Source organism: Maribacter sp. Asnod1-A12, assembly GCF_045063735.1.
In the GTDB taxonomy this organism is placed as follows: Bacteria; Bacteroidota; Bacteroidia; order Flavobacteriales; family Flavobacteriaceae; genus Maribacter.
The window spans coordinates 2,429,245-2,445,915 of the sequence record NZ_JBEFNZ010000006.1; the positions used below are offsets into that span (position 1 = coordinate 2,429,245).

At 36.3% G+C, this 16,671-nt stretch carries 12 protein-coding genes; 7 read left to right on the forward strand and 5 right to left on the reverse strand.

The genetic code is table 11. The annotated features are described in order from the left end of the window. The first annotated feature begins 42 nt into the window (after positions 1-42). The 3 genes from ACJJVP_RS10360 to ACJJVP_RS10370 all read left to right on the forward strand — a co-directional run bounded on the left by ACJJVP_RS10360 (position 43) and on the right by ACJJVP_RS10370 (position 3,048). The gene (locus ACJJVP_RS10360; RefSeq protein WP_405413417.1) at positions 43-513 is read left to right on the forward strand and encodes a GNAT family N-acetyltransferase; all 471 of its coding nucleotides are present in this window, start codon (positions 43-45) and stop codon (positions 511-513) included. A 65-nt stretch (positions 514-578) separates the two neighbouring features. After that, positions 579-1,853, forward strand: coding sequence for a kynureninase (gene kynU, locus ACJJVP_RS10365; RefSeq protein WP_405413419.1), 1,275 nt, complete (start codon positions 579-581; stop codon positions 1,851-1,853). A gap of 46 nt (positions 1,854-1,899) precedes the next feature. Beyond that, positions 1,900-3,048 (forward strand): MFS transporter, encoded by a 1,149-nt coding sequence (locus ACJJVP_RS10370; RefSeq protein WP_405413421.1) that lies wholly within the window; start codon positions 1,900-1,902, stop codon positions 3,046-3,048. A 6-nt stretch (positions 3,049-3,054) separates the two neighbouring features. Here ACJJVP_RS10370 and ACJJVP_RS10375 read toward each other — a convergent pair whose 3' ends face one another. Together ACJJVP_RS10375 and ACJJVP_RS10380 are read right to left on the reverse strand one after the other, a co-directional pair. Further along, positions 3,055-4,221 (reverse strand): hypothetical protein, encoded by a 1,167-nt coding sequence (locus ACJJVP_RS10375; protein WP_405413424.1) that lies wholly within the window; start codon positions 4,219-4,221, stop codon positions 3,055-3,057. Positions 4,222-4,264: 43 nt separating this feature from the next. Next, entirely contained in the window at positions 4,265-4,945 is a 681-nt protein-coding gene (locus ACJJVP_RS10380) for a hypothetical protein (protein ID WP_405413425.1), read from the reverse strand. A 78-nt stretch (positions 4,946-5,023) separates the two neighbouring features. On the opposite strand from ACJJVP_RS10380, the gene ACJJVP_RS10385 reads away from it, so the two are divergent. From ACJJVP_RS10385 to ACJJVP_RS10400, 4 genes are all read left to right on the forward strand, one after another. Then, positions 5,024-5,650, forward strand: a complete 627-nt coding sequence (locus tag ACJJVP_RS10385; RefSeq protein WP_405413428.1) for an RNA polymerase sigma factor — start codon at positions 5,024-5,026, stop codon at positions 5,648-5,650. Further along, positions 5,650-5,841: a hypothetical protein gene (locus ACJJVP_RS10390; RefSeq protein ID WP_036156071.1), complete on the forward strand. Its 192-nt coding sequence runs from the start codon at positions 5,650-5,652 to the stop codon at positions 5,839-5,841. Before ACJJVP_RS10385 ends, ACJJVP_RS10390 begins: the two co-directional genes overlap by 1 nt. Positions 5,842-5,861: 20 nt before the next feature. Continuing rightward, positions 5,862-6,695 (forward strand): mechanosensitive ion channel family protein, encoded by an 834-nt coding sequence (locus ACJJVP_RS10395; RefSeq protein WP_405413430.1) that lies wholly within the window; start codon positions 5,862-5,864, stop codon positions 6,693-6,695. A 118-nt stretch (positions 6,696-6,813) separates the two neighbouring features. Continuing rightward, positions 6,814-7,362, forward strand: coding sequence for a ClpP family protease (locus ACJJVP_RS10400; protein WP_405413433.1), 549 nt, complete (start codon positions 6,814-6,816; stop codon positions 7,360-7,362). A gap of 72 nt (positions 7,363-7,434) precedes the next feature. Here ACJJVP_RS10400 and ACJJVP_RS10405 read toward each other — a convergent pair whose 3' ends face one another. The 3 genes from ACJJVP_RS10405 to ACJJVP_RS10415 all read right to left on the reverse strand — a co-directional run bounded on the left by ACJJVP_RS10405 (position 7,435) and on the right by ACJJVP_RS10415 (position 16,346). Then, positions 7,435-9,381, reverse strand: a complete 1,947-nt coding sequence (locus tag ACJJVP_RS10405) for an OmpA family protein (RefSeq protein WP_405413434.1) — start codon at positions 9,379-9,381, stop codon at positions 7,435-7,437. Positions 9,382-9,399: 18 nt separating this feature from the next. Then, on the reverse strand, positions 9,400-10,302 hold the full coding sequence (locus ACJJVP_RS10410; protein WP_405413437.1) for a type IX secretion system membrane protein PorP/SprF: 903 nt from the start codon (positions 10,300-10,302) through the stop codon (positions 9,400-9,402). 287 nt (positions 10,303-10,589) lie between these two features. Next, positions 10,590-16,346: a Calx-beta domain-containing protein gene (locus ACJJVP_RS10415; protein ID WP_405413440.1), complete on the reverse strand. Its 5,757-nt coding sequence runs from the start codon at positions 16,344-16,346 to the stop codon at positions 10,590-10,592. Positions 16,347-16,671: the final 325 nt, after the last annotated feature.

Here is a 16,671-nt window from a genome sequence, read left to right on the forward strand (position 1 = left end):
GGTTTTAAGCCTTAATTTAAAGGACTGAAAAAGAGTAGAGCGATGAATACTGAAATTACGATTAGAGAAGCGGTAAAAAGTGATATACCTGTTTTGTTACAATATGAGCAGGAAGTTGTGAAAGCAGAACGCCCGATGGACCCAACCATTAGAAGTAGCGATGTTACTTATTATAATTTAGACATGTTAATGGAAAACCCTAGAGCAACAGTTATGGTTGCTTGTGACGGAGATAAAATTGTAGCAACTGGCTATGCCTTGGAAAAACCGGCTAGACATTACCTAGATCATGAAACATATGCTTACTTCGGATTCATGTATACCGAACCGGATTATAGAAGTAAAGGTATAAATGGTAAAATAGTAAGTGCATTGCAAGATTGGTCAACAAAAGCAGGTTTAACTGAGATACGGTTGCATGTGTACAATGATAATGAACCTGCTATTAGAGCTTATGAGAAAAAAGGTTTTAAAAGGCATATGATAGAAATGCGCTTAAGAACAGAATCGTAGTACCCAATTATTGAATAGAGTCTATAGAATTATAGGCTTATGATTACTTTTATACAAAATTAGTTATGGAATTTAAAAATACGTTGGCGTTTGCACAGTCTTTAGATGCGCAAGACAACTTAAAAGCATATAGAGATGAGTTCATTTTTCCTAAAATTAAGGGGGAGGAAGTTATCTATTTTACAGGGAACTCTTTAGGTCTGCAACCAAAACGAACAAAGGTTTTTGTGGATGAGGTGATGAAAGATTGGGGAGAATTAGCGGTAGAAGGTCACTTTTATGCTGAAAAACCTTGGTGGGATTATCATGAGCGGTTAGCGGCACCTTTGGCAAAAGTGGTTGGAGCATTGCCGGAAGAGGTATCAGTACTGAATACCTTGACCGTAAATCTTCATTTATTGATGGTTTCATTTTACAATCCCACAAAAAAGAGATTTAAGATTCTGTGTGAAGAAAAGGCTTTTCCTAGCGATCAATATATGTTTCAAAGTCAAGTTCGTTTTCATGGTTTGGATCCTGAGGAAACCATTGTTGAAATAAAGAAACGCGATGGTGAACATCACTGGAGAACAGAAGATATACTAGCGAAAATTGAAGAATTGGGTGATGAGCTGGCTCTTGTGTTAATAGGTGGGGTCAATTATTACAACGGGCAAGTGATGGATATGGAAACCATAACAAAAGCCGGAAAAGACGTTGGTGCCAATGTAGGTTGGGATTTAGCGCATGCCGTTGGTAATGTGGAATTAAAATTACATGATTGGGATGCGGATTTTGCATCGTGGTGTAGTTACAAGTATATGAATAGCGGTCCGGGGAATGCATCGGGAATTTTTGTAAACAAGAAACACCTAAATAAAAAAGATATGCAACGTTTTGAAGGTTGGTGGGGAACGAAGAAGGAAACCCGTTTTCTTATGAAGCCAGAATTTGAGCCTATGGAAAACGCTGATGCCTGGCAAATAAGTAATGTACCTATTTTATCTGTAGCACCATATCTAGCATCACTGACTATGTTTGAAGAAGTGGGGATGCAAAAGCTAATAGAAAAGAGAAAGTTAATCGTTTCGTATTTGGAATATATTTTACACGAAATAGATGAAGAAGTAGATAGTTCTTTTGAAATTATAACTCCCGAAGATAGAGGTTGTCAACTATCTGTTTTCTTACACGGACAAGGAAAATCTTTGTTCAATTATCTAATGGATAACGGCGTGGTGACCGATTGGCGAGAGCCTAACGTAATCCGTTTAGCACCGGCACCTTTTTATTCTACTTATGAAGATATGTATCGTTTTGGTCAGATCTTAAAAGAAGGAGTGTTGAAAAACTTAAAATAACATATTTTAAGTTTTTCAACAACCAACAACCAACAACCAACAAAAAGTGAAATCATTACGATTAATTTTTGAAAATGCTAGATACTTTGGCCCTTCATGGGTTTTCGCAAGTATTAATATTTTATTTGGTACATGGGCAATCTATATACCTGCGGTAAAAGATGCTTTGGAAATCAGTAAATCTGAATTAGGTATAGCTATATTCTTTTTGGCATTAGGGGTGTTTACCGTTTTTCCATTTGCTTCTGGTATTGTGAATAAATTTGGAGTAGGTAAGGTTACTTTTTACGGGGTAATGATGAGCTGTACTGCGGCTATGTTGCCGTTATTAGCGTCTAATTATTATGTGTTGATGCTGGCATTATTTCTTTTTGGAGCGGCAAACGGTATTACCGATATCGCTATGAATACTTTGGTAACCGAGATTGAAAAAAAAGATAAAGTAAAGTTTATGGCTGCTTCCCATGGTTTTTTCAGTCTTGGAGGAGTCTTGGCGGGTTTAGGTAGTTTTTTGATTGGTCCATTATCAAATCCCGTATTACACATGTCACTTGCCGTCTTGTTGGTAGTATTGGTCAATTTCAAATTTAGGAATCAATATTTTTCGGAAATAGCAGAGGAAATTGAAAACGAACCCTTCAGCTTAGGGCTTTTAAAGCCATTGTTGTTACTAGGTCTAATTTCATTTGTTGCAATGGGTAGCGAAGGAGCTATAGTGGATTGGAGCGGATTGTATCTTAAGGAAGTAGCATTAGCTCCGGAAGCTTTATGGGGAATCGGATTTTTGGGTTTTCAAATTACCATGACCTTAGGTAGGTTTTTAGGTGATGGTATAAGTGATAAAATTGGGTCGGTGAAAATTGTGGCTTTGGGAGCTATTTTTGCAATACTAGGTTATTTTTTAGTGCTTTCGGCAGACATTACTTTAAGTATTATAGGTTTCACCTTGAATGGATTAGGTTTCTCTGTAATGGTACCCGAAGTTTTTAGAATAGGAGGGAATGTAAAAGGAATTGAATCCTCTAAAGGCATTGCATTTATAGCAGGTACGGGTTACGCGGGGTTTTTATGTGCGCCACCGATTTTGGGTTTTCTAGCAGAGAATTACAGTTTGACTAGAAGCTTTGTGGTATTGCTTGTTTGTGCATTTCTCATACTATTATTTACACTTTTGTTAAAGCGAAAAACGGCTTAGCTTTTCCTAATTTTTAATATTACTCTTGATTTTAAATTCGCTGGCGGGATCTTGTACTTTCTCAATAAATTCTAGCATCTCATCAGTTAAAAGCAATTGGTTTTGTGCATTCCAGTAACTTTGGTCGTACGGGTAGTTTATCTTAAATAAGTCTTTTGATGTGCTCACGTTTTTCTTGACGTCAAAACCGCCTTCGTTGTCAGATGTGGTTAGAATAAATGAAACATCGTAGTATGAGGTATATGAATTTTGCTCATCGGTCAATTCAACCTTGACATCATATTTTGCTGACGATATGTAGTATTTGTTAGTGTTCAATGATTTATTAAGTGACATTTCTTTTTTTACTGAGACAGTTCTGTATCTAGTTTTACCATCTTCCTTGTATGGATTGTTCTTAAAATTAATTTCTATTAAAATTCGCTCTATGGCGTGGTCTTTATTGTTAATTATATAGTAACCAACAACTTTTTCATTGTCAAACTCAGGTTTCGTATGAAAACTTAAATTTATTTTATTTCCATTCTCGAAAGTAGATTCTGTTAAATCAAAAGCATCACCCGTAGCATTTATAGGGGTGAAATTCATGAATAGTTGGTAAAAAGTTTCAAAAATGAAATATACTTTCTTTTCATCTTTAACTAAACCAACTTTACGCATATTGGTTAACTCTACTTTAAAGTCCTTTTTATCGGGATCTATCTCTTTAGTGTATAGAAGTGTTCTCCTTTCCAACTTTCCTTGTAAGTCTTGTATACGGGTAATTTCACCATTATACCGTAGTACGCCTCTTAATAAAAATTTCTCTTTATAAGGATAAATAGGGTAGTTTGATCTCACAGAATCTCCAACCTTTTGCCATAGCGTTTTTTCATTAGTAACGGTAACTTCGTTTAGTTCTAATATACTTTTGTTGAGGCGAATAGTGTCTCCCACTTTTTGAAAAGTGGTGCTTAATTTATCATAACCAACTCTGTAAATTGTAACGGAATCTAATGATGATGAAAACTGAAACCTTCCGTCAGCATTAGTCATAGTATGGTCTATACTATTGTAAACACCAACAAATTCTAATCGTGTATTATCTGCACTATCCAAGACAATAGCGCTAGTGCTGTATTGGGCATAGCCAAAAAAAGAAAAAAGAAGTAAGGTGAAAAGCGAAAATTTCATATTGGGTTAGTTAGTTCTGAACAATATCAAACTCCGTACCATATTACTTCACCTCGACCCCAGAAAAATAAAGTGAAAAATCAGCATCCGGTCTTTTGTGCATCATACTAATGTTCAATCCGTTTAGGTTTTTATAGTCTTCCCAAGTGGTCGTCATATTGGGTTCAGATTGGTTTTCTTTTCTGTACACCCATTCTTTAATAATATAATCATCACCAAAATAATAATCATATGCATCACCAGGTGTATAACCGCCTTCATTATTATAGACAGTAGTCAATTTATGCATGGTAGCTTTGCTTATTGGCGCTTCTACATTTTCTGTAAGCTTGTGGGTAAAACTATTTTGGTCCCATACCAATTGATATGGTGCCAATAACCAAAACTTATCATTTACAAATCCGCCATCGGTCGCGGTCATAGTACTGTCCACAGATTTTCTGTTGTATGTAATGGTATCTTGTCTGGTCATCATGGTTACGTTGTTAGGTGCCGTTTCCCATAACCAGGTACGTTCAAAGTGCTCATCTTCACGATCTACATTGAAAGTGAATTTAATACTTTCTACATTTTTCCAGTTTTCAAAACCGTTCGCATTTGCGATTTTTTCAAGAACTGTCAATTGCGTATCTTCGGCAACAGCAATTTTAGGCTTTTTTTGGTCGGTTTTACATGCTGTGAAAACGCTTGATATAAGAACGGAGAGAATAATTAATTTTTTCATTTTCGGCAGATTTTCAAGTAAATATATCAATTACAGTATCTTTAACCTACTTTTATTTTTTGTAAACCATCTATCAAAGTGACATTTCTTAAAAAGCTATGTTTTATTATTATCGGAAACCAATTCAGTGGAAAATCGGTTTCTGGTGGTAAGAAGGAAGAATATACCGATTTAGAGTTAGTAGAACGCATTGTTACTAACAATGACTCTATGCTCTTTGGTGTGCTCTATGATAGGTACTCGAAATTGGTTTACAATAAGTGTTTGGGTTTTGCTAAGTCTAATAAAGAGGCAGAAGACTTGACCCAAGATATTTTTCTAATGCTTTATGTAAAATTAGGTTCGTTCAAAGGAAATTCAAAATTTTCTACCTGGTTATATTCTTTTACCTATAATTTCTGTGTTAATTACGTGAATAGAAATAAGGAGCGGAAAATTAATGATAATTCGGTTAAGTTTGAAACACATGAAGATGTTCCGGTAGAGGTGACGGATAATTTGTTGCTTGAAATGCAAGTGGATAAACTTAAGAAAGCCTTAGAGCTTATAGCACCTGAGGATAAATCGATATTGCTATTAAAATATCAAGATGGGGCATCGATTAAAGAGCTGGAAGATATTTTAGAATTGAAATCAAGTGCCATTAAAATGAGGCTCAAAAGAGCAAAAGCGAAAGTTACCGAAATGTATAAAACCCTACCTTAATGTTAGAACAGGACAAAAATCCATTTAAAAACTTACAGGGAGATCTAAAGGATGTTCCGCCAGAACTACGTAAAAAAGTTATGGAAGACGTTGCTACGGCTAAGTTGATAATGGAATTGTCTCATTTGTTCACAGGTAGTTTCGCTTCTATTATTGAAGGTATGCTAAATACAAAATCTAAAAGTGAATAAAAATAAAGTAGAAAAATTATATGGAAACAGTTGATAAGTGGAAAGACCTCACCTTCGATTCTTTAAGCAATATATTCAAGGATATTGCTTCTGCATTGCCAGGTATATTTGGGGCATTTATCGTAATTATTTTTGGGTGGATCATCATTAAGGTGGTTACCTTCATATTAAGACGAATATTTAAAGCGATCAAATTAGATAAAGCTTCTGAAAAAATTAATGAAGCAAAATTATTTGGAGATGCCGATATCAAAATAGACTTACCTAAAATAATCGTCACTTTTATAAAAGTGCTATTATGGTTGGTATTTATAATCGTTGCATCGGATATTATGGGCTTAACCATTATATCTACCGAAATTGCTAACCTTTTAAGGTACTTACCAGTATTGTTATCAGCGATGATCATTTTTATGATCGGTTTGTTTTTAGCCAAAACTATAAAAGAAACTATAGTCAAGGTATTTGACTCTATTGGTTTAGGTGGTGGTAAGCTTTTAGGTAACGTATTGTTTTACCTGATTATCATATTTGTTAGTATTACAGCTTTGAACCAAGCTGGTATAGATACACAGATAATCACCAATAACTTTACGATTGTACTAGGTGCATTTTTATTGGCTATAGCATTGGCATTAGGTTTAGGGTCAAGAGAAATTGTAGGTGATTTGCTAAGAACATTTTACTCAAGAAAAATTTATGAGGTAGGGGATAAGGTGAAAATTGGAGATTTACAAGGTACGGTAATAGGTATCGATAATATTTCAATGATATTAAAAACAAAAACCGGTAAAGTAGTTATCCCGATTAAAAAGGTGGTAGAGAAAACAGTTACCGTAGAAGAACAATCCTAAACGAATATTAGCGTTTTTAAATTCATAGAAACAGGTTTGGTAATAATCTAAAGGATTATTGCTAATCATGTTTATGATTTAATTCATTAATTTTGTTAGAGATAAATAAACTTAAAATATGAGTGCTAAAAAAGGAAAAATTCAGGAAGCCATAGATGAAAAAATGCTGGAGGAAAGAAAAGTCTTTCTATGGGGTATGGTTGATGACGATTCTGCAAAACATGTAATTGACAGGTTGTTATATCTAGATATGCAGAACAATAAAGAAATTCAATTATATATTAATAGTCCGGGTGGTTATGTTACTTCTGGTTTTGCAATGTATGATACTATAAAAGCTTTAAAGAGTCCGGTTTCAACTATCTGTACTGGTTTGGCGGCATCAATGGGTTCTATACTATTATCGGTAGGTAAAAAAGGTAGAAGATTTATTCAGCCACATGCACAGGTAATGATTCACCAACCAAGTGGTGGCGCAAGAGGTCAAGCTTCTAATATTGAAATACAAGCTAGAGAAATTATTAAGACTAAAGAGTTAAGTGCACAAATATTAGCGGATAACTGTGGTCAAGATTTTGAGAAGGTGTTAAAGGATTTCGATAGAGATTACTGGATGAATGCAGAAGAGTCTATTAAATATGGTATCGTAGACGGTATTATGGAATAGATTTTAAAATCTGAAAAATTAAAAAGTCCTTTACCAAACTGGTAAAGGACTTTTTTTATGGTTGGTAGTTACTTATTTAGATGCCAATACACCTTTTTTGATTTGCATAATCGGGAATTCGGTTCTCCTGTTTAATTCCAATTCTTCGGGCGTACAATCTTGTTTACTGGTGCACTTGTTAATAGGCATACGCTTACCAAACCCTTTATAAGAGACAATTCTGTCTGGCGATACCCCGTTTTCGATGAGGTATTCATATGTTGATTTGGCCCTTCTTTCAGATAAGTTGTCATTATAGGAGTGACTACCTACGGGATCAGTATGTGCCTCAAGTTTAATAATCATATCTGGGTAGGTGTTGTTCATTACACGTACCACCTTATCTAACTCTCTTGCGGCATCTGGTCTTATATCGCTTTTATTGAAGTCGAAGTATATTTTGTTTAGACCGGCTAATAGTTTAAGGTCAAGAACAGGTTCAAGAACGATATCTTGTCGCATTAATTTTTGAGCCTTTGGTGTTGCCGATGTGTTAAAGAAAACATTTTTATGTGGGTGTGTTTTTCTTACGGCCTCTATCATATACGCGGTCTTTCTATTGACAGGAAATCTATAATAACCATTTTCATCTGTCGTAGTTTGTGCAACTAACGTATTCGTTACTTGATCATATAAAGTTACTTTAACACTATCTAGCATTTGGTTGTTTACACCATCAACCACATAACCTTCAACATCTAATGCAGGGGTGAATTTGAATTTGTAAATATCATCACTACCAACGCCGCCTTCTCTATTAGAGCTTACATAACCGTCTAATCCATTAGGTAAACCGTAATATGCAAAATCATCGCTAGAACTATTTATAGGCGTACCCAAATTAATGATGTCAATAACTTTACCGTCTTCATTAGAAATTGTTGAGAATACGTCTAATTGACCGAAACCTACATGACCATCTGAACTGAAGAATAATTTACCTTCTTCATTTATGAACGGAAACATTTCATTGCCCTCGGTGTTTACTATCGGTCCGGCATTAATTGGTGTTTGAATGCCACCACGCTCATGAATTTCAGCATAATAAATATCTGTGCCACCATAACCACCAGGTCTATCGGAAGCAAAATAAATACGTGTTCTTGCAAGATTTACCGATGGGTGTCCGGTAGAATAATAATCACTATTAATTCTGAGGTTGCTGTTTTCTACCCATTTATCATCAACAAGTTTGGCAGTGTATATTTTTAAATTAATTTCATTCGATACTCCGTAGCCGGCTTTTTTATCATAGAAATTATTACGCGTAAAATACATGATCGTATCATTTTTGTAATCTGTAGAAAAAGCAACCGAACTCTCATGAAATTTGGTGTTTATATCGCCCTTTACACGTATAGGTTCAGACATTGAATTATCTTCTTGAACCGCAAAAAGATCTAACCATGGTTCATCGTTCCAGCCATAACTTTCACCTGTGACTACATCGCGTCTTGAAGATGCGAAATATATATTTCCTAAAAATCTAAAAGCACCAAAATCACTATCGGTAGAGTTGAAAGCAACTAGCTCAACCTCATATCGTTGTCTACTATTGAAAACAACGGAAGCTAAGTTACCATCTTTTAAAAATCGCTTGATACGAGAATCGTTCTTATTGTATTTCTTATATTTTTTTAACCAAGCTTCAGACTCTTCTAAATCTCCATTGGCATATAATGCCATAGCATATTTAAAATAGTAATCAGTAGGTAAAGTTGCATTATTGATTACAGCGCTAAAATGTGGAATAGACTTTTTATAGTCACGTATTAACAAATAACACTCTGCTAGTTGCTGATGAGCATATTCTGTGTTAAAGTCAGTTTCGACCATTCTTTCATACTCGGGTATAGCCAAAGAATATGAGAACTTACTGAAATAATAATCAGCTTTTTTTTGAGATGCAATTTGTGCTATTGAGAATTGACCTACAAGTAAGAATAGCATCAATAACACGAAGTTTTTATAATTTTTCATCGTATCGATTTTAAATTATTAGAAATATCTAGGAGACTTAACAGGTCCTAATACCTTTTTGAAAAGTTCATAGATCAATATAATTTCATGCGTACCACCAGTGTAAGGTCTTACTGCTGAGGTAGGTAAATCGTAAGCATAACCAACCCTAAAATCTCTTGATATTTGGTAATCCATCATTGCACCAAAGTTCGATGCGTCGTTTACGCGGTAAGAAGTACCGATCCAAAATTTTTCGTTGAATAAAAAGTTTATAGTAAAATCGTATGTAGCCGGCGCACCATTGGTGAATTTTGTAATAACGGTGGGTTTAAATTTTGTAGTTTCAGAAAGGTCGAATACCATACCACCAATAGCATAATAACTATTACGTTCTATAGCTTCAAACTCACCATCGTTTAAATCGGTATTCAGTATTCTTGGTGAGGATATACCAGCGTACCATCTGTTAGAACCAATGTAAAAACCAGCTCCGAAATTCGGATTGATATTATTAAAATTAGCATTGAAGAACTGATCATTAGGATCAGGATTTTCTAAGTTGTAACTGGTGAACCCACCTTTTAGCCCAAAACGCATATTTACTTTTTGACTTACTGGAACTGTATAAGAGAAGTCACCATAAAAGTAGTTGGTACTTTCAAAACCTAGCTTATCATTAATATAAGAAACACCAATACCAATTTTTTCGTTTTTTAAAGGAGAATGAATAGATAATGTACTAGTTCTTGGATTACCTTCTAAACCTGCCCATTGATTTCTGTGCAAAATTGTAGCATTCAATGTTTCTCTACTACCGGCATAAGCTGGGTTTACAGAAATGGTATTGTACATATATTGCGTAAACTGTGGAAGCTGTTGAGCGCTTACAAATGCACCTGCAAAAAGGAGAATGGCTAAAAATAGATTAGCTTTTTTCATGGTTATATTTAGGGTTTAGCTTTTTAAGGCTATATGTTAAGGAATAAGTAGGTTATCTTATTATGGACAAAGTTAATAGCTGTTCTGAAAGATTTAAAAAATAACGGCTGACACCCCATATTATTCGTTCTGAAACCGCATTTTCGTTCAATTGATATATTTGTCGGACGAAGTAAATTGGGTTTATTATGGACTCTAAAGAAGTAGTTTGACCAGGGAGATATTGACAGAAAATAAAAAATTCCTTTTCAAACAAGAAAAGGAATTATCAATTAAATATATTGATTCTATTCCGTTGCTAAATAGATATATCCGCTAAAAGGTTCTAGTGTTGTATCGGTATTTTTATCGGTGGCGTCTACAATATAGTAGTATGTGCCTGTAGGTAACCTTCCGGATTGTCCGAAAGAACCATCGGGAGATTCACCGCCCCAGTCATTTTGATAATCTTTGGCTTCAAAAATCTTAACACCCCATCGGTTGAATATCACAACATCAAAACTGAACTCACAATTTTCAGCCCCTTTTATTTCAAATATATCATTTACACCGTCACCGTTTGCGGTAACCGCTCTAGAAATTTCAATATCGTCTCTATTGCATGGTACACATTCGGTATCTACAATGACGGTAAAATCAACATAGTATTTACAAGTGCCTTCGGTAGAACTGTAAGCTATTTTATACTCGCCAGGTTGGTGATTCATTGGGTCGAAATAGTTTTCTTCTAGAACTACATCACCTTCTAAAACCATGAATGTACCGTTTCGGTCAAAATCTGCCGGTAAATAGTTCAACAGGTCGATAGGCTCCTCTTCGATACAGATGTTGATTGTAATCTCTTGCAATTGTTGTTGTAGCACAAATATGATCTGTTCAAAAGAAGCAGTGTTACTACAAGAATCGGTCACGTTCCAAGTTCTAATGATCAAGTAGTCGTCGGAACCTTCTGTTTGTTGTATTTCCTCATTGAATACGACCTGGAAATTATCACAGCCACCCGTGAAAACCATTTCTGGTGCCTCGGGAATTTCATCACCACAAATGATTGTAATTTCTTCCTCGTAAGGTTGGCTCATAATCGGTTCACTAGGTTCGATCGTTATTACTTGTGTATGTTCTGTTTCATTATCGGCACAATCGGTAGCTGTCCAAGTTCTTGTAACGGTATATCCGGTAGTACAGTTTTCATCATTGGTAATCGTTTCTTCAAATGTTACCACGATGTTTGGCTCACAAGAATCCGTAGCTGTCAATGTTTCAGCTTCTGGCACCATATTGCATTCTACGGTCACATCCTCAGGTAATGCCTCGTTGAAAGTCGGTGCAACGGTATCTTCGATAGTGATTACCTGAGTGTGCGTACGACTATTGCCGACACAGTCGGTAATGGTCCATGTTCTGGTAATCGTATATTCCGTAGCGCATTCGTCATCTTGGCCTTCGACCAGTTCGTTATAATCGACAGTAATGGCACAAGAGCTATCTGAAGTGATCACAAAAGCATCAGGAATGGCATCACATGCCTCGATAGTCTCATCGGTTGGCCAACCTTCATCACCATCATTATCGATAATGGTTACCGTAGCAGTATTATCCGATAGAATACCTACGATGGGGCTCGATATGTTTTCAAGGATTACATTGAATGTTTCTGGGGCTTCAATGACGATATCATCAATAATCGGGATAACGATGGTCTGTGTATTTGAATTGGTACCACCAAATGTCAAGGTCTGCGAATTACGAGAAACACCTGTATAATCTTTACTATCATTGGCAGAACCATCAACAGTGTAGAATTCAACCGTGAACTCATCTTGAACATCCGCATTTAGAACCACATCAAGAGTAACCGTACCGGCATCTTCATTTACTTCAACAGAGGTAGTGTCAAATTGAACACCATATATAGAAGGATTGCTATCGTTATCGGTAATGTTAACGGTTGCCTGGTTATCATTAATGGAAATTAATGATGTAGATAGATTAGAAAGATTAACTGTTAGATTTTCTAAAGCCTCGATAGTGTTATCATCTATAATTGGAATAGTAATGGGTTGGGTTTCTCCATCGGTACCTGCAAAGGTCAACTGACCTGTACTTGTAGTATAATCCCCTGGCGCAATAGCAGAATTATCGGTTGTCGTAAAGTCTAAGGTAAACCCACCCTGCACGTTTCCTGTAAGTAGCACGTTAACTGTTGCAGTACCTGCAGCCTCATTAACGGTAATGTTGTCGTTCTCGAATGATATGCCTGTACCGGCGCCACCATCATTATCGGTAATGTTCACGGTCGCTTGGTTATCATTAATGGAAATTAATGGAGTAGACAGGTTAGAAAGATCAACCGTTAGATTTTCTAAAGCCTCGATAATGTTATCATCGATAATTGGAATAGTAATGGGTAGGGTTTCTCCATCGGTACCTGTAAATGTCAACTGCCCTGAGGTGGTAGTATAATCCCCTGGTGCAAAAGCAGAATTGTCGGTAGAAGTAAAGTCTAAGGTAAACCCGCCCTGCACGCTTCCTGTAAGTAACACGTTTACTGTTGCAGTACCTGCAGATTCGTCTACGGTAATATTGTCGTTTTCGAATGATATACCTGTACCTACACCACCATCATTGTCTATAATTTCACCCAAACCGATATCGTCAGTAATGTTGATTTCGCTACTTAAGGCATTGGATATTTTTACTTCAAATGTTTCGTTAGGCTCAATGAAATTGTCATCTACTGCAGCAACATTAAAAGAGACCGAAGTAGTATTAGCTAACAGTGTAATCGTACTTGGGCCACTATAATCAGTACTGGTAGTAGAAATATTGGTATACGCTAGATTAAAAGTGATGTCTTGGCTTATACTACTGGTTGCTGTAATTGTAAAAATATTATTGGTTCCTTCAACTGTAGATGAATCGTTAATCGTAAAACTAGGATTGCTAGGTAATTCGGTTAAGGTACAATCTGCACAAGAAGGATCTGGGGTACATGTAGAACAAGGTGATGGGTCTGTAGATGTTTCTGTAATTGAGTTCGTATCGGGATCTTCGCCAGTAACCGATGCCAGGTTATTCACTTGATTATCATCTATATTTGTTTGGGTTATGTCATAGTTAGCGCTAAATGACCAAGTTTCTGTAGTGTCTAATTCACCATCAGAATCGGTATCTCCAGCAATAGGTCCAGAAATAACACCTCCAAGTAATGCGTCTGTAACGATTACATTCGATATGGCAACATTACCTGTGTTGGATACAATAAAAGTATAGTTTACTTCATCACCGATATTAGTTAGACCGTTAGAGTCCGTATCAACATATGCTCCATCTTTTGTAATTTCTAGTCTACCTATTTCAACAGGTACACATGCTGTGTTATTCGTTGTGTCGGTGTCGCCTGTTGCGGTAATTTGATTTCCAAGACCACCTCCATTAGTACAATTTTGGGTAGGGTCATATAAATCTTTATCTAAAGTAAATATTGCCGTTACTAACCAGCTTTCCGTTCGAAGTCCAGCTAATGATTCAGAAGTTATAATCTGATCTCCACTAATAAAAGGAGTTAAAATACTACCATCTACGCCATCAGTTTCATTTCCATAAGCTAAAGTTGCATTGACTAAAGAAAATCCATCACCTAAAATGAATGTATCGATGACATCGTATGAACCCGAGAGTCCGCCTTTATTCTCGGCCGTAATTCTATAGGTTACGGTATATTCATCGGTAATACTATTATATATTGGACCAGTTTCAACAGTTTTACTTATATCAATGCTAGAGTCACAAGGTATATTCGGTATAGTAATGGTACCATCAAAAATAGTACAATTCAAGCCCGGTGCTTCAACTTGCAAGATGTACTCTCCTCCTTGGGAAGCATCAAAAGGGTCAAAAACAAGCTCGTTACTAGTACCTTGTTGAATCGTAGTACCCGAATCGTCGATCCAAGTGAAAATAGCATCGGTAACCGGGTTGGCTGTTAATGTAACACGTGTACCTGAAGCTTCGCAGTTGGCTACTAGATTAGGTAAATAAGGAACCACTTCGAAAGCGCCATCAGCTGAGTTGCCACAACTATCGGTTATTCTTACGGTATAGGTACCTTCATCTGTTGCTGTAAAAATACCATCTGTTGAAGTACGTCCAATATTTGAGGGAACCGATGAATCTATTATTTCATATTGATAAGGAGCAATACCGTTAGACCCTTCTGCAAAAATAACGCCAGACCCTTCTGTGCATAGATAACCAACTATATTGTCAAAAGAAGTAGACACATAGCCTGGTATAGTTATATTTCTGGTTTGGGGTTCGCAAGGACATGTAAAAGCGTTGTTCGATACACATTCACCGCCACTCTGAAATTCTAGATTTAACTGGTAGTTTCCCGATGGCAGATTAGGTACCGCAACCGGAGTTCCTTCTGTAAAAAAATATATACTCTCGCGAAAAACGGAATTTCCGGTATCTAGATTGGTTATATTCACATTGGTGTAGAAGGTGCTGTTAATATTACTGATTATGTTTGGATTGATAATTAACGAGTTCGAGTTGCCACAACCTTGCAAAAAATCTAAGCTGAAATCATGTTCAACTGTTTGCGATGCCAATATTTCAAACGTTTCAATACCTGATTCACAACCGTCCGTAATTTCTGCTTCATAAACTCCGGGAGGAAAAGCTTCTGGATATACAGAACTTCCGTTCGGATTAACAAATTCTCTCGGATAACTATAGTTGGTAACAACGCCACTTTCTGAGGTAAAGCTTGCAGGTCCTGATAAAATAGTTACTTTTCCATAATTTGTTCCACCGTTTCTAACATGAAATCCCACTCCGGTTGTACCATCCATACAGCCGCGTTCTGGTCGAACGTTCACCTCGAATGTGGTTGCGGGAACAGGTGTAAATGTTAGAGATGTATTGATGGTGTACGAGCAACTATCTTCTAGAACAGCATTATAAGTATCCCCAAGTTGAATATCGGCTTCACGAATATCTGCCTCTAGATCATCTGGGTCTGTAAAAGTGTATATAAGAACATCACTTGCATCTGTTTGATTGGTCAACGTAAGAGTGGCAGGAACTAAAATACTTGGTTCTTGAAGACTTGAATTCGTTAAAGAGGCAAATACAAAAAATGCCGTTTCTCCAGAGCAATCATATGCTTTTTGACTCCACATATCAAGGTCAGGTGTAAAGCTAAATGGTTTCGTTTCTGCTTGCCCGCAAGCATCAACTATGTTCGCAGTATAGCTCGATCCAAAATTATAGTTACTACCAAGACTATAAGAAGAACCAAAGCTAGAATCTACTGAACCTGAAAAAATTATAGTACCTGTAGCATCTTCGGTGACCGTTACATCATGTGGTGAAACACCACGGCCAAAGGGGTCGTATTCCACTTCGTAAGTGTCACAAGCTGCTTTTTCTACAAAATCTATTTGACCATCTAGGGTTGTAATTGTAGGGGCGGTTAATGTAACTGTTTCACTGACCGTGTTTTGACAACCATCTTCAATTTGAAAGGTATATGTACCCTCTGCAAGTCCAGTAAACGTATCTGTATTTTGTTCTTGAATAACTGTCTGAGGCGTGGTACTTAAATCTACGATACGATATTTATATTCTGGAAATTCTGTCGTTCCAATGAAATTTCCATCGCTACCATTTAATACAACTTGACCATCGGCGTTGCTAGAGCAAGTCGGGGGAGTAATAGTAACACTTAAGTTAGGAAGCGTATAATCACCATTAACAGTAATGTTGTCTGAAATAGTGGTAAACGTTGCATCTCTTACTTCTACTGTAAATGTGCCGGGTTGCAAGGCAAGAAAATTTCCTGAGCTCTGATATGGACGAAGTTGGGGACCGCTTATAATTCGATATTGATAGGGTTCGGAACCACCGCTAGCCGTGGCGGATATACTACCATCAGAAGAACAAATAGATGCAGACTGGGTTAGTGATAAATCTATTTGGGCAGATAGACTAACACAACAAAGAAAAAATGAGATTTTAAGTAGGATTTTAAACATAATACCTCGCATCCAAATCATTCAAGAAACATACTGAATGTGCTTTATCGAACTCAAAGTTAATTTTGATAGCTGTAAAAAAACTATTTTTGTTGTGAAAGCGTTTCGTTTTGATGTGTAAAATGCTTGGTAATTATGACATATACTTTTATTAGCTTTTTATCGATACTTTGGATGAGGTGTTTGTTTAGTAAAGAATAGAGTTAGTAAAGATTTATGGGTCAAGCTTAGTATCTAAATTTAGAGGTAATGATGCCTCTTATGATTTTGCTTTTTCGAAAGTTGTATTAGGTGTTTTGAGAGGTATATCGTTTTTTAAAAAAAG